The organism is Catenovulum agarivorans DS-2, assembly GCF_000568405.1.
Classification (GTDB): domain Bacteria; phylum Pseudomonadota; class Gammaproteobacteria; order Enterobacterales; family Alteromonadaceae; genus Catenovulum; species Catenovulum agarivorans_A.
The window spans coordinates 1-21,180 of record NZ_ARZY01000039.1 but is presented as its reverse complement, the minus strand read 5'-3'; the positions used below and the strand labels follow the sequence as shown (position 1 = coordinate 21,180).

Sequence of the window (21,180 nt, the reverse complement as noted above, 5' to 3'; positions counted from 1 at the left end):
TTTTATAAAACATATACAAAAACAAATAAGCACAACCACACAACATCAACGAAGTGCCAGTACCAACTTGCCGCTTGAAACGCAAAATGATTATCTGGGGTAAAATGCCCTTTCAGCACTCGCAGCCACATTACGATTAAAAATAACGTGCCCAACGTGACATGCATGCCATGAAATCCAGTGAGAAGGAAAAAAGTATTGCCATACACACCTGAATCCAACTTAAGACCTAAATCTCGATAAGCATGAATATACTCTTCAACTTGTAAAAATAAGAAAATACACCCGAGCACTATGGTCAACAACAGCATGTTGGCAAGCTGCTTGCGCTTGTTATGCTCTAATCCTACATGCGCGAAATGAATGGTAACCGACGAAATAACCAAGATTATCGTATTAATTAAAGGCAAGCCCATAGGCCCCATAGCTTGAGTGGTCGTGCCATCCGGTGTTGTTGTTAATGGCCACATAGCTTGAAAGTCAGGCCATAAAACTAGATTGGTCATTTCATTATTACTTGCGCCGCCAAGCCAAGGTACAGAGATTAATCGCGCGTAGAACAGCGCCCCAAAAAAGGCTGCAAAAAACATCACTTCAGAAAATATAAACCAACTCATGCCTTGTCGATAAGACACGCCCAACTGATGACTATGCAAACCGGTTCTAGACTCTATTATTTGGTCTCGGAACCAACCAACCAACATAGCAAGTATTGCCACTATGCCAACAATTAGTACCCACTGGCCCCAGCCAGCTTCACCTGTTTTGCCAATTTGTGCAACCAAGGTTCCCGAACCAACGGCAATTAGAAAAAACGCAAACGCGCCCAAAATCGGCCATGGACTTTGCGCCGGCACATAGTATTCTGAATGTTCAGTTTGTGACATGATTAAACCTCCTTAATACAAGGTATAAGCCAAAGTCATTTGCAAAATATCTTCGGGCAAATCCGTATCTAGATAAAATTGCATAACAAATTCATTTTGTTGATTGGCTTCTATATGCTGTTGTTCAAAACAAAAGCACGCTGTTTTATGTAAATACAATCCCGCCTGCCCTGGAGAAATTGAAGGGATGGCTTGCACATATTTGGCGTCCTTCGATACATTAGTTATGCGAAAACGTGCTTCAGCCATTTGCCCTGGGTGAATCCGTAAAGTTTTGTCGATTGGCTCGAACAAAATTGCTCCTCCAGCTTGGCTAATGGTCATCATCTCCAATTTAATCGAGCGCGTTACATCAATGTTGTCCTGTTCAGCCTCAGTCAATGGCGCAACCAAATTTTGTGCAGCTTGTGTCTGTTGGGTGTCTTTTTGATAAACCCGTCCGTTTAATCCGGTAATGTCACAAAACACATCGTATAGTGGCACCAAGGCAAAACCAAAACCAAACATGATTGCAGTAGCCAACAACAAACGTTTAACCAAACGAGTATTCGCCTGCTGTTGTGTTGCGGACACCGAACGCTGTGACATTTGCACGCCTCCTTGATTAATCTTGGATTTTGGGTGGCGTCGTAAACGTGTGATACGGTGCAGGAGAAGCGACTGTCCACTCTAACCCCTCAGCACCATCCCAAACTTTATCGGCAACTGGTTCACCTTGTTTTCTACAAGCCTTAATCACTAAAGCTAAGAAAATCAGCTGAGATAAACCAAAAGCAAAACCACCTAAGCTTATAATCTGATTCCAATCGGCAAATTGAATGGAATAGTCAGGGATACGACGAGGCATACCAGCAAGCCCAACAAAGTGCATTGGAAAAAACAACACATTGACGGAAATCAGCGAACACCAAAAGTGCAACTTTGCCAAACCAACGTCATACATAACCCCTGTCCATTTGGGTAACCAATAATAAGCAGCTGCAATTAGTGAAAATATTGCCCCTGTCACTAACACATAATGAAAATGAGCAACAACAAAATAAGTGTCGTGGTATTGAAAATCGACAGGGGTAATCGCAAGCATTAACCCTGAAAACCCACCAAAGGTAAACAGCACAATAAAAGCTAACGAAAATAGCATAGGCACTTCATAAGAAATTGCGCCGCGCCACATTGTCGCCACCCAGTTGAAGACCTTGACCCCAGTGGGGACTGATATCAACATAGTGCAATACATAAAAAACAATTCGGCATAAACAGGCATACCAGTAGTGAACATATGATGCGCCCAAACTAAAAAGCTCAACAATGCAATAGATACTGTGGCATAGACCATGGAGGTATAACCAAACAATTTCTTGCGGCTAAAAGCAGGTACAATGGTCGAAATAATGCCAAAGGCAGGCAAAATCATAATATAGACTTCAGGATGACCAAAAAACCAAAAGATATGCTGGAACATCACAGGATCACCACCACCAGCCGCATCAAAAAACGAAGTTCCGAAATATTTGTCGGTTAGCACCATAGTGACAGCACCAGCCAATACCGGCATAACTGCGATTAATAAAAAAGCTGTAATTAACCACGTCCAAACAAACAGTGGTAATTTAAACCAAGTCATCCCAGGCGCACGCATGTTCCAAATGGTTACTATCACATTAATCGCGCCCATTATCGACGAAATACCCATGATATGAACCGAAAAAACAAATAGTGCAGTACTATCACCACTGTATGTAGTTGAAAGTGGCGCATAGAATGTCCAGCCAAATGCAGGACCACCACCTTCAACAAATAAACTGGCCAATAAAATAAGAAACGCAAAAGGTAAAATCCAAAAGCTTAAGTTATTCATTCGCGGCAATGCCATATCTGGAGCACCAATCATCATTGGTATCATCCAGTTCGCCAAGCCAGTAAAGGCAGGCATAACAGCACCAAACACCATAATCAGTCCGTGTACTGTAGTCATTTGGTTAAAAAAGTGCGGTTCCACAATTTGCAAACCAGGTTGAAATAGCTCGGCGCGAATCACCATAGCCATTGCACCACCAACTAAAAACATAATAAATGCAAACCACAAGTACAAAGAGCCTATGTCTTTGTGGTTAGTTGTATACAACCAACGTTTTATACCTTTTGCTGGACCATGATGCGAATCGTGTCCTTGGTCGGATCCGTGCTGAATCGTATCTTGTGTGCTAGTCACTGAATTCATACATTAATCTCCCTTATTCGCCTTGGTTGATAAACTGATAGACATCTTTCGGCTGAACAATATCACCAGAATTCATGCCCCAAGCATTACGCTCGTATGTCACAACAGCAGCAATTTGTTTTAAACTAAGCTGTTTAACAAAAGCTTGCATTGCAGTGCCCTTTTTACCGTTCACAACAATGTCGATATGGCCATCAACACCGCCAATAGTAATTGGACTATTAATTAAAGATGGAAAAACGCCAGGCAAACCAGCGCCATTAGCTTGATGGCAAGCGGCACAATAAGCCAAATAAACCGACTCACCCTCTTGCATTAAGTCATCAAAACTCATATTCATTGCAAGCAAGCGTGCTTCTTCTGCTGCGGCTTCTGCTTTGATTCGTTTTTGCTCTATCATCCAAGCATCAAACTCTTCGGGCGGCAACGCTTTAACAACAACAGGCATAAAAGCGTGATCTTTACCGCACAACTCAGCACACTGCCCGCGGTAAATGCCAGGTTCGTTCACCCGAGTCCATGCTTCGTTAATAAAACCCGGATTAGCGTCCTTTTTCACCGCAAAATCGGGTACCCACCAACTATGGATAACATCATCAGAAGTCATCAAGAAACGTACTTTTCTGTCGGTTGGGATCACCAACGGCTTATCAACTTCGAGTAAATAGTCATCACCTTTTACCCATTTGTTTTTAATTTGTTCCATCGGGGTCGACATTAAGCTATAAAACTCGATGTCATCATCCAAGTATTTATAGTGCCACTTCCATTGCGAACCAGTAACAACTATGGTGACGTCTGATTCCGAAGCATCTTCCATCTCAAACAAGGTTTTAGTGGCAGGGATTGCCATGCCAATTAGAATGACAAATGGGATCACTGTCCAAGCAACCTCAACCTTTAAACTTTCATGAAAATTGGCAGCTTTTACCCCTCGTGATTTTCGATGAAAGATCATTGCCCAGAGCATAACGCCAAACACGACCACACCTATGGCAATACATATATAGAATATTGTCATGTGTAGGTCGTAAACTTTTTGACTGATATCAGTGACCCCAACGGGTAAATTGAGATCACTTTTCTCCGCACCAAGGCAGATGAAAGGTAAGCTAGATGCGATTAACGCACAGACACTAAGAACCACTCTTTTGACCACAGCTAAAACTCCTTGTTATCTGCTGCTCAATCGAAAAGAGGTAACCGGAATGGTTAGCGCTAAACTGGATACGATTACGGCACAATCATCCAGTTGGTTATCCCCTCAACAATTAACACAACATTAGTTTTATTATTCGACTGCGTGCGCAAACAATGCGTTTACACAAGGTTATGAATAAAAAATAGACAAGGTTTTGGAATTAATCCAATAACAAACCAAAAAAATTTATCTTTTTTTAACAGTTTAGAAAAATAACTGGTTAAAGAAGGGTCAAGCAGAATATTGCCAAAAGCCACCAATATTCTGCAAGTTAATCATTCGACAAGATTAATGGGGGGGAACTAAAATCCGCCAGTACTGCGTACAACTCCCACGGCCAGACCTTCTATTGCAAAAGGAGTCGTGGTCAAATCAACTTCAATCGGAGCGAAGTCTGGATTTTCTGCAATTAAAATAACTTTGCGGCCTTTTTGTTGATAACGCTTAACCGTAACATCATCTTCAACTCTAGCCACAACAACTTGGCCGTTGTGCGCGGTCTGAGTTTTGTGTACAGCCAGCAAATCACCATCTAAAATGCCAACATCTATCATACTGTCACCCTGTACACGCAACAAAAAATCAGCATTGGGTTTAAACAAAGCAGGATCCACTTTATAGTGCTGCTCTACATGCTCTGTCGCTAAAATTGGACTACCCGCAGCTACACGGCCTATTAGGGGCAACCCCTCTTCTTCCATTAGGTCGTCATCCTGTGCAACTAAGCGGATACCACGTGAAGTACCAGCCATAATTTCGATCACTCCTTTTTTAGCTAGAGCTTTTAAATGCTCTTCTGCCGCATTAGGAGATTTAAAGCCTAACGTTTTAGCAATTTCTGCACGTGTCGGTGGCATACCAGTAGTTTGAATGTTGTCTTTAATCAGCTGTAAAATTTCGCTCTGTCTTGGCGTTAGTGGACGCATAGCAATGTTTATCCATACAGTACTCAATACTGTCAGTATATACAGGCTAGATAAAAACACAAGTCCAAGCGAAAAAATCGCTAGATCAGCGGCTAACTAACCATATCCTGATTTGCCGTGCTACAATATGGGCAAATTTTTTTCTACGTGTTATTAGATGACTGACTACAAAAAGCTACTCAGCTATTTAATTGAATACCCGACACGCTTGTTAACCAAATCAAAGCTGGTTTTAGGCCAGTTTGATAAACTGGCGCAAGATTGTGGGACTCAACCAATTTTTTATGTATTAAAGCATGACTCAATAACCGATTTATTGGTGTTAAAGCGTGCGTGTAAACAAGCAGGGTTACCTAACCCATTTAAACCGGTAAAAATTGGTGAGCAACTGTTTAGACGATATGTTTGTTTAGACAAACTACAACCAGTTTTACAAAAACAAGCTGGCGAAACCGATGCAAAAGTACAAATCCAAACTGTGCTTAACTTGCACAATACCAATCACGATCTGGACGCGAAATTAATTCCGTGTTTTGTCGCTTGGGGGCGGGCGCCAGGCATTGAAACCAACAATATAAAAACCTTGTTTAATGACCAGAGAAAACCCAGTTGGTTAAAAAAGTTATTCATCGTTTTATTTTCTGGTCGAGATAATTTCATTTCGATAAACGAGCCCTTATCTATCCGCCATGTTGTTGAACAATATGGATCAGATGCCGAAATTAGCCACAAGTTGTTGCGTGTTGCTCGCTTCCACTTTCAACGACAAAGATTGGCGATGGCGGGCCCACGTTTGTGGCAAAGGGACAACCTGATCACCTCTTTGTTGGCATCACCTGTGATAAAAAAGGCGATTGACGACGAGGCTAAAAGCAAAAATATTTCACTTGAAAAGGCACGCCAAACCGCTCGTCAGTATTTAAATGAGATGTCGGCAGATTATCGGGAAAGCCACATTAGATTACTAGACCGAATTATGACTTGGGTTTGGAATAAACTCTATTCAGGGCTTGAAGTCAAAAATGGCGAGGCGGTCAGAAAACTAGCACAAGATGGCCATGAGTTGGTCTATGTGCCTTGTCACCGAAGCCACATGGACTACCTATTGCTGACTTATGTCATTTATTACCAAGGTTTAGTCCCGCCACATATCGCCGCAGGGGTAAACTTAAATTTTTGGCCTATGGGTCCAATTTTCCGTCGCGCGGGGGCATTTTTTATTCGACGCTCTTTTCGCGGTAACAAGTTATATTCAGAGACCTTTCGTGAATACCTAGCTCAATTAATTAGCAAAGGATATGCAATTAAGTTTTACCCTGAATCAGGACGTTCACGCACTGGTCGATTGCTAAAACCTAAAACGGGTATGTTAGCAATGACAGTGCAAACTATGCTACGAAATCTTGAGCGACCAGTGACGCTTGTACCTGTATATATTGGCTACGAGCATGTAATGGAAGTTAAAACCTATTTACGCGAGTTAAAAGGCGAAAAGAAGAAAAAAGAATCTTGGCTACACCTGTTTTCGATTATTAAAAACCTCCGCCACTTTGGTCGCGGATACGTCAATTTTGGTCAACCGATTCAGCTCAATAAAGATATGACTGAATATCAACCTGACTGGAAAAAAGACTGTGATCCGTATTACCCACCAAAACCCGCTTGGTTGAATGGCTATATCACAGACCTGAGCGACAAAATAATGCGCAACATTAATCATGCAGCCGCATTAAACGGTGTAACCTTAACTGCAATGACTCTAGCGCTCGCTAACAAACATACGTTGTTTAGAGATGACTTAGAGTCACAACTTAAGTTGTTGATTGATTTACACCAAAGCCAATCACCTTTTGACAACATGACATTACCACCAGAGACAGATACCACTCAGTTGGTAGAACACGCGCTGAAGATGGAAAAGTTTGTTGAAGAAAAAGGTGAACAAACTACGATCAGCATTGCTGAAGAGCAAGTAGTAGAAATGAGTTACTACCGCAATAACATTATTCACTTATACGTGATCCCTTCGATTATTGCTGCATTGCTGCTCGAAAATAATTCTGTGGATAAACAACGAATTCATACAGTGTTGCAATTGGTTGCGCCCATCCTCGGAAATGAGTACTTTTTTGAAATTGAACAAGAAGCACTTGATCTGCATATCGACCATTGTTTACAAACAATGCAAAATTATGGCTTGGTAGAGGTTAACCAGCAAACAATTTGTGCCGTTGATCATGCACAACCGCCTTATCTACAGCTACACTTATTAAGTTCTATTGCGCAAGAAACTTTGCAAAGATATGCAATTGTATTGCAAACCATTGAAACTCACCCGAACGGCCTAAGTCGTTCAGAGCTTGAGCGCACCGCACAAGAAGCAGCTAAATATTTAGCCAAAATGCATGATATTAAAGGGCCTGAGTTTACTGATAAATCAATACTCACTCAATTTGTAGGCGAGTTAAAATCACGCGAGCTGATTGTGATAAAAGAAGAAGGGCGCTTTATTGGTGCACCAGCGTTAGCTGAGTTGTCATCGATTATATATGATCTAATTGATGGTGATGTCTTTAATACCATTCGTCACGCCTCGTCAGACAAGCAATAACATCCACTCCGCTATTGAGGGCGCAGCAATTGCTGCCCTCTTTATAGCGAGTTATTTACCGCCAAAAAGTTAGCGCAACAACCACTCTGTTGGGGTAATTTTTTTACCCTTACGCTTCATCAGGTCTTCAATCAAAGGGGTGATTATAAGCTCCATAGCTAAGCCCATTTTTCCACCCGGCACCACCATAGTATTAATCCGCGACATAAAAGCGCCATCGATCATACTCAAATAATATGGGAAATTAACCCCTTTTGTCCCTCTAAAACGAATCACCACAAAACTCTCATCCAAACTCGGAATATCTTTGGCTGAAAATGGATTTGAAGTATCGACCGTCGGAACCCGCTGAAAGTTGATATGGGTACGACTAAATTGCGGCGTTATGTAATTGATATAATCATCCATGCTACGAACTATTGATGCCATAACAGCTTCATGACTGTGGCCTCGGTCCGTGGTGTCGCGGATGATCTTTTGGATCCACTCTAGATTAACAATGGGAACCATGCCAATCAACAAATCGACATGTTCGGCAACATTCACTTCATCGTTGACCACCCCACCGTGTAGACCTTCATAAAATAGCAGATCTGACTCAGGTAGCTCCTGCCAAGGAGTGAAAGTACCTGGCATTTGATTGTACGGAACAGCTTCATCAAATGAATGCAAGTAGCGTCGAATTTTTCCACTGCCAGTGGAACCATAATCCTCGAACAACTCTTCCAACAACGCAAAATCATTGGCTTCAGGGCCAAAATAACTGATATGACGACCTTGCTCTTCAGCTTTGCGAATTTCCACTTCCATTTCAGCGCGAGTAAAACGGTGAAAACTATCACCCTCAACTTCCGCAGCTTTTATATCAAAGCTACGAAATATATGCCGAAACGCTTTAGTAGTGGTAGATGTACCTGCACCCGACGAGCCAGTAATTGCAATAATAGGATGCTTTGCTGACATATACGGTTACTCTAGACATAAATAATGATGCCCTAATTTAACCACAGACAGGGTAGCAAAAGCGATAGCAAATAAAAAATTCACACTTGCCGCCATTAATGCATTTACACATCAGCGCAACTACATAAGCCGTATTAGCCCAAACTCATCAGAATTTTTTTCTGTTCACTTGGGCTCAACTGAGCAAACTGATTAATAAGGATGCGAATCAGTTTAGATTTATTGACGGCCTGAGCTTGAGATAGCGAATTTAATTGTGCGATACATTCAGTATTCAATGAAAATGTAGCATTCTTCCTAACCTGCTTGCACACAGGCAAGGACGTCAACCTACTGCTCTCCTCCACCACAGTTAATTGTGGTGGAAAAATAAAACTCTGGCGTCCATGAATATAGTTGTCTACATCATCAATAAAATCGTCGACATCAAACTCCGCCAACTCATACTGCTTTGAGCAAGTTTTCTTCAGATCGGCCATGCCCATAATCTTCTTCCTCAATTGGCAAACTCATTACTTCTTGAATTATCGCGCGAATTTCTTCAGCAGCTTTACCTTGTGGATCTTGCTCAATGACAGAAGACCCCTGCTCTTCGCTATCATCGTAAACGTTGCGACTAAAAGTAACGGAATTCAACACGTTTAAACCATAACTTTTGCACACATCTTTCGCTTCAAGAATTCGATTAGCCTGATTAGGTAAAGACGGACATTGAGTCATAACCACAGCTTCACGCATGGTTGGATTAATCATCTTACAGGTATTAATCAGTTCCTCGACATGCGGAACTGTTTTTAAGTCACGACGCTTTGGTCGCATTGGAATCAACACATGCGTAGCAACAGATAAGGCAGAACGTAAGGTTGCACTATCACGGCCACCACAATCAATAATGACGTAATCATAATTGCGCTCAAAACCTTGCAACTCGTAACGAACTTTACCAAACAACTGCACGCAGCTAATCCACTCTAGATCAGGGCTACTGTGACGGGTTTGGATCCAATCTGATGTGGTTTTCTGTGGGTCACAGTCTACTAACATAACGTTAGCGCCTTTTTCTTTGGCTAAATAAACCGCGATATTTTGGGCTAGACAGCTTTTACCACTGCCACCTTTCTCTCCACCAACTAACAAAATCATAACAACTATCCTCTTGGTACAAGCAACGAAGTTCCCTTCGCCACCAATGAATATATGAGCAACAAACCGTTTGCTGCATTTCTCAGTTTAGTGGCTTATTTGAAGTTTGTTAGACTGTTTTGGAACATCCATAGGTTATTTTATAACCAAAACTTACTGATAATTGTTAATTAAACATTGCTTTTTCTTCTACACTATAGCTAAACACATGATCTAACTGCCATTCAAAACAAGTCAGTTCATACTATTTGCGGAGAGTTACTTCAAAAAATATAGTTTTGCCAGCTTACTGTGCACTTCTGCCAACTCTATTTGAATATCGTCAATAAACTTGTGTAATTCTCCATTTTTCAGTTTGCGTACATTGGCATGCGTCAGTTTTTTCCTTGCTTGCACAAATGTGCTATTCAGCTGCTCAGAATTTGGAATTGGCTTAATTACAGCTTCCAACTCTGTTAAACAAAACAACACTGAACGTGGAAATACCTCATTGTGTAACATAAACTCCAGCACATCCTCACGGCGGACTCGAATACCCATTTGCTGGCGATACATTTGGTAAGCACTTAAAGAGCGCAATACGCTGATCCACTGAATATTTTCAAATGGGCGGTTAACATCCGACTCAATTAAGCTCGCTGATCGCACATCTAAAATACGTGTGGTCATATCGGCACGCTCTAAAATTGAACCAAAACGGATAAAGCGATAGCCAATGTCATGGTTTATAGTTGCATCTAGCGCTCCAAATATTAGGTGCGCTTGTTCAATAACATGTTTTAAATAACCAAAACGACCACGCTTACCTAAACCTTCATTTTGGTTCTCTTTAACGTAATGATATAAAGAGTTAACACCTTCCCACACTGCACGTGGGATAACATCTCGGACGGTGCGGGCATTTTCGCGTGCCAACCACATGGAATTTAAAATTGATGATGAATTGTGACTACCAACCAATAAAAACTTAATTGCGTTTCGGTCGTTACACTCTTTGTGGTTTTGATAAAATGCTTCTTTCGCACCAATAATGTCGATAATAGGTTCCCAGCCAGTTGATACACCTTTAGGTAAATCCATCAACAAGAGATTATTTACATTGACCAAACGCGCAACATTTTCTGCCCGTTCAACATAACGTGCAGTCCAATATAGGGTTTCTACCACTCTTGATAACATGTTTTTGACCCTCCGTATCGACTATCCAAGTATCTTTACTGCCACCACCTTGTGATGAATTAACCACCAGCGAACCTTTAACTAAAGCAACACGGGTTAAACCACCTGTAGTCACTTGAATATCATCACCACTGGACAATATAAATGGGCGCAAATCAACATGGCGACCTTCGACGTGATCATCCACTAAAGTTGGCACTGTCGACAAACTTAAAGTAGGCTGCGCGATATAATTCCGCGGATCAGCTTTAATGCGTTTAATACATTCTTGATGCTCCTTTTTAGTCGCTTTTGGCCCTATCATCAAACCATAACCACCAGACTCATTTGCCGGTTTGACCACCAGCTCATCTATATGCTCAATCACATAAGCCAGTTCATCTTTGTTCATACACTTATAGGTTGGCACGTTCGGCAATTTAATTTCTTCATCTAGATAATACTTGATGATTTCTGGCACAAATGAATACACTACTTTATCGTCAGCAACACCTGCACCTGGCGCATTCACCAAAGCAACATTACCTTTTTTCCATGCGCGCAATAAACCTGCAACACCTAACATAGAATCAGGGTTAAAAGCTTCTGGATCTAAGAATAAATCATCAATACGGCGGTAAATAACATCGACACGTTTGAGGCCATAAATGGTGCGCATATATACACAATCATCGTCTTTTACCACTAAGTCACGGCCTTCAACTAACTCGCAGCCCATTTCTTGTGCCAAATAACAATGTTCAAAATAAGCTGAGTTATAAATACCAGGCGTCAATACAACCACTTCTGGCGCATCGCCACTGCGCGGTGACATATTGGCTAACATATCAAACAACTGGGATGGATAATCATGCACAGGGGCAATTTCTAATTGCTCAAATATTTCAGGAAAAACTCGCTTCATAACTGAGCGATTTTCTATCATATAAGACACACCGGAAGGCACACGCAAATTATCTTCAAGTACGTACATTTGTCCTTTGCCATCACGCACTAAGTCTGAACCACAAATATGCGCCCAAATACCTTTTGGTGGATTAATACCAACACATTGTTTGCGAAAGTTGACTGATTTGGACAACAACTCAGCAGGGAAAATGCCGTCTTTAATAATTTGTTGTTTGTGATATAAATCATCGATAAACAAGTTGAGCGCATGCACACGTTGTTTTAAACCCGCTTCAACTTGTTGCCATTCTTTTTTGCAAATCACCCGTGGAACAATATCCATAGGCCAAGACCTATCGATATTCGCTCCTTCGCTATACACAGTAAAACTAATGCCCATTTCTTTTATTGCAAATTCAGATGCAGCTTTAGCTGTGTTCAACTCATCTTCTTTTAGCTTGGCTAGATAGTCCGCTAATATTTCACACTGTTTTCTTGCTCTACCATCAGAACCAATTAACTCATCATAAAATGGATTGGTTTGATATTTTTGCCACTCAATTGCCATGGCGAACTCCTTCTATGCCGCTGTGCTTTTATAGTAAAACTCTAATCGTGTCGTTTCATATCTACTGCAACTGCTAATTGGTGCATACCACCACCAAAAACTATACCTTTAAGTGGAGTAACATCTGCAAAATCCCGACCAACTGCTAATGTTATATGTTGGTCATTGGGTAAAACATTATTGGTTGGATCAAAATCAACCCAGCCAACATCTGGTAAATAAAGGGCAAACCATGCATGGGTTGCATCTGCACCTTCTAATTTCTCTTGTCCTTCTGGTGGAAAAGTTTCGATATAACCACTGACATATCGGCCTGCCAAACCAATACTGCGCAAACAGGCGAGCGCAAAGTGTGCAAAATCCTGACAAACGCCCTTTTTAGAGGCAAAAACTTCAGCAAGTGGTGTACTTATGGTAGTTGCACCAGATTCGTACTGAAAGTCAGTGAATATTCTAGCCATTAAATCTTCGCACGCCTCAACAATAGGTCGATTAGGTGTGAACGATTGCAGAGCATATGCTCTCATTTCAGCTTGGTAATGAGTAAAAACTGAAACCAATGTAAACTCAGCTGCCTTCAAGGTTTGTGGAGTAATAGGATTCGCCAACGCCTTCACTACAGATTCCCAAGGCATTTGCCAACCAAGCATATTAATTTGCTGACGATTATAAATTTCCACTTCACTAACAGCGGTAACTTGTAGCACTTCGTGTTGGGTTGGAATGTCAAATACAGACACTCTGTTGCCAAAATAGTCAATAAAACTTTGTAAATAATCCACAGTGGGAGATGTGACTATTTCTGTGGTTAAACACTGTTGATACTGGTTACTTAAGGGTGTTAAACGCGCATGGTTTTGACACAAATTTACTGGTTCACTGTAACTATATGTGGTGGTGTGTTTGACTGTATATTTCACGATTTATCTATACTCCCAAACATAGAATTAAGTGGAGTTGCAGTTTTAGTGTGTGAGAAATATTGTAATAACAACATATCGCCAAATCGTTCTAAGCTTACTTTGACTGATTGCATTAATTCAATTAGCTCAACGCGCTGCCCATCTGTATCAAGGGCTAACGTTTCTCTATCAGCTAAGTGACATTGGGTTTGCATTTTTAATAACAATTTAGCGTGCGCTGGTAACATGCCACGAGCTGTGTTGTCAGGTAAAAATTTACACAACTGCGCCAATTGTTCAACTTGGTAGAGCAAACTACGTGGATAATCACCATCTAAGATTAACAACTCCAAGCCAGTTTCTGTGCTTTGATACATGCGATAACGGCGTTTGTGTGTGATCAAACTCACTTGGGTCGACAACACAGCTTCCAACATACTTAGCTGCTCAATTTCCGACAATGACTGACCTAACAAGTGCTGGCAAACACTGGCAATTTGGGTTGAACGTTCGACCCTGCGGCCAATATCCAACATAAACCACCCATTGCTATTGGCCATACTGTCAGAAGTTGAACCATTAAAAGCCATTAAAAAGCCTATAATGCGGTCAATGGTGGCTTGCATCACTCGAGTAGAAGCTGATGAAGGCGATTTAGCGATACGACGAATTTCATCGTTAATATCATCAATAATACGCCAACTATCCAAAGACAATAATTCACGTACTTGCAAAGCACTATTTTTTAAAGCTTTCAGGGTATTGATTAAGCTGCCGCTGAATTTTTGATCGGCAAATAACTGACTAGCGATTTCTCGTGGAATGTACGATTGAGTTTCACTTTGGCTGACATTTTGTCCCGCATATGGAAAAACCACAGCTTGATTAACCACAGACTCAACCAAACGGCTAACAATCGCCTTATTGTTACTGTCTGGGTAAATGGCAAATTCGGTGAATCTATCGATGAGAACCCTGAGCATGCGCACAGTGTTTTCACCACGCTCTAAATAACGGCCTAACCAATATAAATTTTCCGCTGTACGCGAAGGAATCACCCCATCCAACAGCGCTAAATCAGACATCTCTTTGGTTAATTTAGGTAAAGTTTGAATGCTGGTTTGGGGTGTACTGCTGCGAATCCATGTGTCTTTTATCCAACCTGATGTCGGCGTTGTTTTAATATCAGTTGTAGAAAAACACAGAGCCGAAGGTAAAACTTCAATGTTGTTACCCAAAACAAGCGCAAAACAGCGCATGATAATCGGCTGTGCGACTAAGCTGTGTTCATCCCAAAATGGCGCACTGCTATATTTAGCTTTTTTCAGATAATAATAGTCAGCCATTTGCTCGCTAGATAAACCATCAAACAAAGACATAATATTTTCAGCTTGACCTTCGCCGTCCAGCATAAACTCAGCATCGGAAAAGCGACCTATTTGATAATCGGCTAAATTAGGTAATAAATTATCTAAGTCAGCAGCGGTCAGTGAGCTAGGTTGAGCTTCAGGCAAGATCAGTGATTGGCGATTAAAATACTGCGAAATTTGTTCTAGTTTACTTTTAACCTGCGGCGTTTCGAGTATGCCACAACCAACAGGATTAACTATATGTACACAGCCCTCTCGAATGGCTTGGAATAACCCAGGAATACCGTCAATTGAATAATCAGTTTGTTCAAGTGAGTCGAGCACATTGTCGGCTAACCAGCGTACAATTACATCAACTTTGCGTAACCCCTTCAGCGATTTTAACCAGACTTTGCCTTTGCGCACTGTTAAGTCAGCACTGTTGACCAGCGTGTAACCCATATATGAGGACAAAAACGCGTGTTCAGAATTATAAGGGTCGTCAGGGCCTTTACTTAATATCACCACCCGCGGATCGCGCAAGCCAGTGGTTAAATCATTAATATTTTGCTGAAATTTATTAAAAAAGTTGGCGATGCGCTGCACATTACATTCGGCAAATTCATCGCCCATTACTCGACGAGCAATAATGCGGTTTTCTAATAATAAGCCAAGGCCTTGTGGGCTTTGTAGGTGGTCTGATTTAACTTTAAACAAACCATCTGCATCGCGGTAAATATCGAATGCTGCAATAAAAATTGGGTTGGCATTTGCCGCGAAGCTGTTTTTTTCACGAATATATAAAGGTGAAGATTGAATGGCTCGTGCATCTAAAATACCGTTAAGCATGAGCTGTTGTGAGCCATATATATCTTGCGCTGTGCGGATCAACAATTGAGTGCGCTGTTTAATCCCATCTTGAATAATTTGCCAATCACCTTCCGATAACATCAGCGGCATAGGATCAAGCCGCCAGCTAGACTGAGTCCCTGTATGGGTGACGCCGCTGTCTTGCAACAAGCGTTTAATTTCATTGCTTCGTAGGTGTATGTCTTTTTCAGTTAAATTGGCTAAACGCGCAAACAGAACATCCCAATGCGTGGTGTCACCACCGCAGTGGTGCTCCACTTCATCATGGATATGTGAGCCATTTAAATAGCTGGCGAGCCAGCTCGGCATTTCTAACATTGTGTGAGATTCGCTGTAGTACAAGTGCTGTCTCTCTAGTATATACCTAGTTTGCTCAAACTGAGCTAAACTAGGTCAGTTAAATAAACACAAGTCATTTATTGCTAACGGATTGGTCTGCGCAGATCCAGCGTATGTGGATAATCTTGATTAAAAGACTCTTCCGCCGGTACAATAAAATCTGCAATTGCTTCGTGTGCTTCCACTCTATATTGCATTTGGCTTGGATGCCACACAGGCGCATCTTCTTGCCACTCCACATAAGTGTTTGGCGTATGCCCATGCTGCCAGAAGCGCGCTAACCTGCGCCCTTCCGCCTCGAATGCATTCACCGGGAAAGTTGCAAAACTGCGACCACCTGGGTGTGATACATGATAGGTAAAACCACCAATTGAACGGCCAGTCCAGTTGTCATAAACATCAAATACCAAAGGTGCGTGCACACCAATAGTTGGGTGTAATGCATTGGGTGGCTGCCAAGCTCTAAAGCGAATTCCGGCAACCATAGCGCCTTTGTCTGTCGTTTGTTTCATCGGTAAACGACGACCATTACAAGTCACTATATATCTATCACCTACTAAACCTTTTACTTTTAACTGCACACGTTCAAGTGACGAATCAACACTACGTGCTGTACCTGTGGAGGTCGATTCTTCACCCAATACATGCCAAGGTTCAATTGCGGTACGCAATTCCAATTGCACTTGATCAATTTCGCGTTTACCACAAACCGGGAAGCGGAATTCTAAGAAAGGCTCAAACCAAGCCAAATGCATGTTAAAACCAGCTGTTTGCAAATCACGACAAATTTGCGCTATGTCTTGTTTTACATATTCGGGCAATAAAAACTTGTCATGTAGTTCTGTACCCCAACGCACTAAAGGTTTGTGATACGGCGTTTGCCAGAACCAGACCAAAAGCGTTCTTAACAACAGCATTTGCATCAAGCTCATACGCTCGTGCGGCGGCATTTCAAAACCACGGAACTCAACTATGCCTAAACGACCTGTCGCTGAGTCTGGCGAATACAGTTTATCGATACAAAATTCGGCTCTGTGGGTATTACCGGTTAAATCCACTAATAAATGACGTAACAAACGGTCCACCAACCAAGGCTGCGGTACTTCACCTTGTGGCATGTGGGCAAAGGCTATTTCTAGTTCGTACAATAATTCATCACGTGCTTCATCTACCCTTGGTGCTTGGCTGGTTGGGCCAATAAATAAACCTGAGAATAAATAAGATAAACCAGGGTGATGCTGCCAATAGGTTATAAAACTGCGTAGCACATCTGGCCTGCGTAAAAACGGGCTATTGAGTGGTGTTGATGCACCCATAGTCACGTGGTTGCCACCACCAGTACCAGTATGGCGACCATCTACCATAAACTTATCTGTGCCTAATCGACTTTGTTTAGCCAATTTGTACAAGGTTTGTGTACGCTCTACCAACTGTAACCAACTGGTAGATGGATGGATATTGACTTCTATCACACCTGGATCTGGCGTAACGGCAAATTTTTCAATACGGCTGTCATGCGGCGGTGTATAACCTTCTAACACCACAGGTATCGCCAGTTTATCTGCAACTGTTTCTATCGCATTAACGAGTTTTAAATAATGCTCAATATGAGTGAGTGGTGGCATAAATATGCACAACTGGCCCTCTCGCGCCTCAATTGCCAACGCTGTTTTGAGTAATTGGCTACCTAAATAACCGGTTTGTTTTTCTGTATAAGCTTGACCAAGAACATGGTCAAAATTCGCGGGGATGGCAGTTGGATCGCGCTCGATAAACTCGGCCGCTGCGCCTAAGCTATTTAACGGTAAACGATAACCTATAGGTGAATCACCCGGCAATAAAAAACAATGCTCGCGTTTAAACGTCCACCGGCAACCCTGCCAACAATTTTGTCCGACGTCCCACTGAATAGGCAACACAAAACCAGCAGCTTTATCTAAACCTTTTTCCATTTTAGCTAAAAAGCCTTTACGGCTCATCGCATCTAATAATTCAGGTTGTTTCGGACTTGGGTCTTGCGGTAAACAGCCTTCTTGCCACAAGTGATAAAGCACATCTTCATAAGCTGTGGTGATAGCTTGCACTGGTAAACCTAATTGTTCTGCCAGCGCTGAGCTAAACTGCTGCGCTTGTTGTTCGGTTATTTGATAATCTTTATGCACATCGGCCAATAATTCAGGCTTGTGCCAAATAGGTTCACCGTCTTTGCGCCAATAACTAGCATATTGCCAACGCGGTAAAGGTTCACCCGGATACCATTTACCTTGACCAAAGTGGCTAAACGCACCTTTGGTAAAAGTTTGCTGCATTTTGACAAAGAGTTTGTGCGCTAAAATACGTTTTTCAACACCATCAGCTGCGGTATTCCACTGGGCGCTTTCCATATCATCTACTGAGATAAAAGTTGGCTCGCCTCCCATAGTTAATTCAATGCCATGTTGTTGCATCAATTGATCAACTTTAATCCCTAGCTGATTCATCTCTGCCCACTGCGCTTCTGAATAAGGTTTAGTCACCCGTGGCATTTCCACCAAGCGTTTTACCTTATTCGAGTAACTAAATTCACTTTCACACATTTCCAGCGCGCCCGAGACAGGTGCGGCAGAAGTTGGCTCTGGGGTACAAGCAAGTGGGATATGCCCTTCACCGGCAAATAAACCAGAAGTTGGATCTAACCCAATCCAACCTGCGCCGGGAATATACACTTCAGCCCATGCGTGCAAATCAGTAAAGTCTTCTTCTGGGCCGCTTGGTCCATCGAGTGATTTTTCATCAGGCGTCAGCTGAATTAAATAGCCCGAAACAAAACGAGCTGCTAATCCTAAATTGCGCAGCAGTTGCACTAATAACCAAGCTGAATCGCGGCACGAGCCTGATTTTTTCTCTAAGGTCTCGTCAACTGTTTGCACACCCGGCTCTAAGCGAATGCCATATTTAACCATTTCATATATATGGCGATTGGCGTTAACGACAAAATCGACAATTGCGACTTCGTCGTCTTGAGTATATTTGCTTTTGACTTCGGCGATTAATTCGGCAAATTGTTTGCTGACCGTTAGACATTCAAGATAAGGGGCTAAATCTTTTTTAGTTTGCTCAGGGTAGGCAAATGGATAATGCTGCGCATAACTTTCAACAAAAAAGTCGAACGGGTTAATCACAGTCATATCCGCGACGACATCTACAGTGAAATAGAACTTATCGGTTTTTTCAGGAAAAACGACGCGGGCTAAATAGTTACCAAAGGGGTCTTGTTGCCAGTTGATAAAATGATTTTCAGGATAAATTTTTAATGAATAACTAACAATAGGTGTGCGGCTGTGTGGTGCAGGACGTAAACGAAATATATGTGGCTCTAATTGAATAGCGCGGTCGTAGTTATATTCCGTATGGTGGGTGACCCCAACCCGTATGGTCATAATCAATTCCTCTTTTGGCAACAATTGCCCATACAGTTAATTTCCCAGTAAATCATTTAAACTGCAAGAAGAATTGATTAAATTTTAATAAATTTTTCTACCTATTCTTGTTGTTTTAGCGCATTTCAACTATCAGCAAACAATTGAACTGACTTGAAAAAAACAGCATATGCTTTATATTTCTCGCCGCAAAAATTAGGACTTCAAACCATTTAAATAAATTCTTCTTTCGAAAGTTAAGGACGAAAATGAAATTCAACTATCTTCCACTCGTCGGCCTATTATTAACCGGCAGCGCATTTGCAAACGAACATAAACAGTTTAATTATGTAGAGCTAAACGCAGGTTATGTCAGCGGATACGATTATGGTCACTTATCCGGCCGCGGTGTGACTGGCCAATATAGCATGATAGAAAACTTGTATCTTGCTGGCGCATTGGAATATTGGACGGAAGACGATTTTGATTTTTACAATTCAGAAATTGGTATCGGCACTAAATTTGAAATAATGCAATACATGATTCCTTTTGCACAAGCCAATTTTAGATACGGGCACACAGAAGACAAACGCTGGGATGATTCTTATCATTCAAAAACCTATGTTTTAAACTACGGTGTAGCGGGCAATATCAGCCGAGTGCATTACAAGCTGGGTATTAATAGATATTTTCATGAAGGATTGTCACAAAATAACAACTATGAATTTGCCGAAGTGTTTGTTTCTATTACAGATTGGCTGTCGGTTGGTGGCAAATTAGAAAATACGCCTGACGAAACAATCCAAGTGGGTGTGCGTTATAACTTTTAATAAAGCTTGAGGATATTAAGGGCTGCATTGCCCTTTATATTCCTTTAATTGAATAATTTTCAAAAAACATCTAATAGCAGCATAGTGCCAAAAGCAGAAGCTACCTTTTAAATTTTCAATGCCAGCTAACCGGTGACAAGCTGACATTTTAACGACTCAAACTTTGCATAAGTAGTAGGTCTGGTAAGCTGGAAGCGCACCTGACAATGTCGTTATAAGCCGGGGTGCACCCAACTGTAATGGAACGATTTGTTAGAAGTTTAAAACCGGAGCGATTAAATAGTATTAGTTTTATTAACCATGAATCAGTGGTGTGTGAAGTTGAAAAATATATTGAGTTTTATAATTACCAAAGAAGGCATTCTGCCCTTGGTTACATGACGCCGCACCAAAAGTATATTGAAATGAAAAATGCCGCTTAGAATTTCAACAGGAACGCCGTGTTCAGCGGCTGACAAAATTGTGTGGATTTTGTGCAATAATTTGCGGAGCAAATGCACAAAAGGCGCGCAGCTATGGCTGTCCGGTGGAGGGGCGAAGCCCCGGAACGAACTGCAACACTTTGTTATGTGTTTTACGCATTATATAAAGTAAAAAAACCAATGCCGATAAAGCCGATACCGGCTACATAATGAAGATATTTTTCATTGATGTATTCTGATAATAAAGTACCAGCGAGTACACCCAGCGCTGAAGCTACAATTAGCGCTGCTGAGGCTGCAAAAAACACAGTGTATTTACTGACCTCTTTATCAGTAGCGAACAACATTGTTGCCAACTGAGTTTTATCTCCGAGTTCAGCTATAAATACTGCCCCAAAAATTGTTAAAAATACTTTCCAATCCATATCTACTACTTCACTTCGACTGACACTGTCATGGTAGAACGACCCATTACTGAGCCGC

16 protein-coding genes and 1 pseudogene are annotated in these 21,180 nt (G+C 41.6%); 3 read left to right on the top strand and 14 right to left on the bottom strand.

Annotated features, from left to right (window positions below; all coding sequences use genetic code 11):
* Nucleotides 1-2 precede the first annotated feature (2 nt).
* The 5 genes from DS2_RS16135 to lexA form a co-directional block, all read right to left on the bottom strand.
* Complete coding sequence (locus tag DS2_RS16135) at nt 3-887, bottom strand: cytochrome c oxidase subunit 3 (protein ID WP_035015919.1); 885 nt, start codon at nt 885-887, stop codon at nt 3-5.
* A 12-nt stretch (nt 888-899) separates the two neighbouring features.
* Nucleotides 900-1,475 (bottom strand): cytochrome c oxidase assembly protein, encoded by a 576-nt coding sequence (locus DS2_RS16130; RefSeq protein ID WP_035015918.1) that lies wholly within the window; start codon nt 1,473-1,475, stop codon nt 900-902.
* Nucleotides 1,476-1,491: 16 nt separating this feature from the next.
* Nucleotides 1,492-3,108, bottom strand: coding sequence for a cytochrome c oxidase subunit I (gene ctaD / locus DS2_RS16125; protein ID WP_419177450.1), 1,617 nt, complete (start codon nt 3,106-3,108; stop codon nt 1,492-1,494).
* Between the two features lie 13 nt (nt 3,109-3,121).
* Nucleotides 3,122-4,267 carry a cytochrome c oxidase subunit II gene (gene coxB / locus DS2_RS16120; protein ID WP_035015917.1) on the bottom strand — a complete coding sequence of 382 codons (1,146 nt, stop codon included), beginning with the start codon at nt 4,265-4,267 and terminating at the stop codon, nt 3,122-3,124.
* A gap of 344 nt (nt 4,268-4,611) precedes the next feature.
* Entirely contained in the window at nt 4,612-5,235 is a 624-nt protein-coding gene (gene lexA / locus DS2_RS16115) for a transcriptional repressor LexA (RefSeq protein WP_035015916.1), read from the bottom strand.
* A 157-nt stretch (nt 5,236-5,392) separates the two neighbouring features.
* On the opposite strand from lexA, the gene plsB reads away from it, so the two are divergent.
* Nucleotides 5,393-7,846: a glycerol-3-phosphate 1-O-acyltransferase PlsB gene (plsB, locus tag DS2_RS16110; RefSeq protein ID WP_035015915.1), complete on the top strand. Its 2,454-nt coding sequence runs from the start codon at nt 5,393-5,395 to the stop codon at nt 7,844-7,846.
* A gap of 69 nt (nt 7,847-7,915) precedes the next feature.
* Here the strand turns inward: plsB and DS2_RS16105 are convergent, their stop codons facing one another.
* From DS2_RS16105 to DS2_RS16070, 8 genes are all read right to left on the bottom strand, one after another.
* Nucleotides 7,916-8,809, bottom strand: a complete 894-nt coding sequence (locus tag DS2_RS16105) for a phosphoribulokinase (protein WP_035015914.1) — start codon at nt 8,807-8,809, stop codon at nt 7,916-7,918.
* A gap of 134 nt (nt 8,810-8,943) precedes the next feature.
* Nucleotides 8,944-9,294, bottom strand: a complete 351-nt coding sequence (locus tag DS2_RS16100; protein WP_035015913.1) for a hypothetical protein — start codon at nt 9,292-9,294, stop codon at nt 8,944-8,946.
* Complete coding sequence (locus DS2_RS16095) at nt 9,251-9,952, bottom strand: AAA family ATPase (protein ID WP_035015912.1); 702 nt, start codon at nt 9,950-9,952, stop codon at nt 9,251-9,253. Before DS2_RS16095 ends, DS2_RS16100 begins: the two co-directional genes overlap by 44 nt.
* Nucleotides 9,953-10,210: 258 nt before the next feature.
* Complete coding sequence (locus DS2_RS16090) at nt 10,211-11,131, bottom strand: alpha-E domain-containing protein (RefSeq protein ID WP_035015911.1); 921 nt, start codon at nt 11,129-11,131, stop codon at nt 10,211-10,213.
* Entirely contained in the window at nt 11,082-12,587 is a 1,506-nt protein-coding gene (locus DS2_RS16085) for a circularly permuted type 2 ATP-grasp protein (protein ID WP_051479947.1), read from the bottom strand. Before DS2_RS16085 ends, DS2_RS16090 begins: the two co-directional genes overlap by 50 nt.
* A 41-nt stretch (nt 12,588-12,628) precedes the next feature.
* Nucleotides 12,629-13,507, bottom strand: coding sequence for a transglutaminase family protein (locus tag DS2_RS16080; protein WP_035015910.1), 879 nt, complete (start codon nt 13,505-13,507; stop codon nt 12,629-12,631).
* On the bottom strand, nt 13,504-16,026 hold the full coding sequence (locus DS2_RS16075) for a circularly permuted type 2 ATP-grasp protein (protein WP_035015909.1): 2,523 nt from the start codon (nt 16,024-16,026) through the stop codon (nt 13,504-13,506). The genes DS2_RS16080 and DS2_RS16075 overlap by 4 nt, the downstream gene beginning before the upstream one ends.
* 104 nt (nt 16,027-16,130) lie before the next feature.
* Complete coding sequence (locus tag DS2_RS16070; RefSeq protein ID WP_051479946.1) at nt 16,131-19,466, bottom strand: DUF2126 domain-containing protein; 3,336 nt, start codon at nt 19,464-19,466, stop codon at nt 16,131-16,133.
* Nucleotides 19,467-19,714: 248 nt separating this feature from the next.
* Between DS2_RS16070 and DS2_RS16065 the strand changes: the two genes are divergently transcribed.
* Both DS2_RS16065 and DS2_RS16060 read left to right on the top strand, forming a co-directional pair.
* Nucleotides 19,715-20,275: a hypothetical protein gene (locus DS2_RS16065; protein ID WP_035015908.1), complete on the top strand. Its 561-nt coding sequence runs from the start codon at nt 19,715-19,717 to the stop codon at nt 20,273-20,275.
* A gap of 236 nt (nt 20,276-20,511) precedes the next feature.
* Nucleotides 20,512-20,697, top strand: a pseudogene (locus DS2_RS16060) (integrase core domain-containing protein); the annotation flags it as partial.
* Nucleotides 20,698-20,849: 152 nt separating this feature from the next.
* Here DS2_RS16060 and DS2_RS16055 read toward each other — a convergent pair.
* Nucleotides 20,850-21,180, bottom strand: a 331-nt coding sequence (locus DS2_RS16055; protein WP_235188634.1) for a TMEM165/GDT1 family protein, incomplete at its 5' end; no start/stop codon positions are given.

Bases quoted from the DNA above. Each gene is read 5' to 3' on its own strand.
- DS2_RS16105 (WP_035015914.1), bottom strand. From the start codon at position 8,809: ATGTCAGCAAAGCATCCTATTATTGCAATTACTGGCTCGTCGGGTGCA.
- lexA (WP_035015916.1), bottom strand. From the start codon at position 5,235: ATGCGTCCACTAACGCCAAGACAGAGCGAAATTTTACAGCTGATTAAA.
- DS2_RS16085 (WP_051479947.1), bottom strand. From the start codon at position 12,587: ATGGCAATTGAGTGGCAAAAATATCAAACCAATCCATTTTATGATGAG.
- DS2_RS16070 (WP_051479946.1), bottom strand. From the start codon at position 19,466: ATGACCATACGGGTTGGGGTCACCCACCATACGGAATATAACTACGAC.
- DS2_RS16135 (WP_035015919.1), bottom strand. From the start codon at position 887: ATGTCACAAACTGAACATTCAGAATACTATGTGCCGGCGCAAAGTCCA.
- plsB (WP_035015915.1), top strand. From the start codon at position 5,393: ATGACTGACTACAAAAAGCTACTCAGCTATTTAATTGAATACCCGACA.
- ctaD (WP_419177450.1), bottom strand. From the start codon at position 3,108: ATGAATTCAGTGACTAGCACACAAGATACGATTCAGCACGGATCCGAC.
- DS2_RS16100 (WP_035015913.1), bottom strand. From the start codon at position 9,294: ATGGGCATGGCCGATCTGAAGAAAACTTGCTCAAAGCAGTATGAGTTG.
- DS2_RS16130 (WP_035015918.1), bottom strand. From the start codon at position 1,475: ATGTCACAGCGTTCGGTGTCCGCAACACAACAGCAGGCGAATACTCGT.
- DS2_RS16075 (WP_035015909.1), bottom strand. From the start codon at position 16,026: ATGTTAGAAATGCCGAGCTGGCTCGCCAGCTATTTAAATGGCTCACAT.
- DS2_RS16065 (WP_035015908.1), top strand. From the start codon at position 19,715: ATGAAATTCAACTATCTTCCACTCGTCGGCCTATTATTAACCGGCAGC.
- DS2_RS16090 (WP_035015911.1), bottom strand. From the start codon at position 11,131: ATGTTATCAAGAGTGGTAGAAACCCTATATTGGACTGCACGTTATGTT.
- DS2_RS16095 (WP_035015912.1), bottom strand. From the start codon at position 9,952: ATGATTTTGTTAGTTGGTGGAGAGAAAGGTGGCAGTGGTAAAAGCTGT.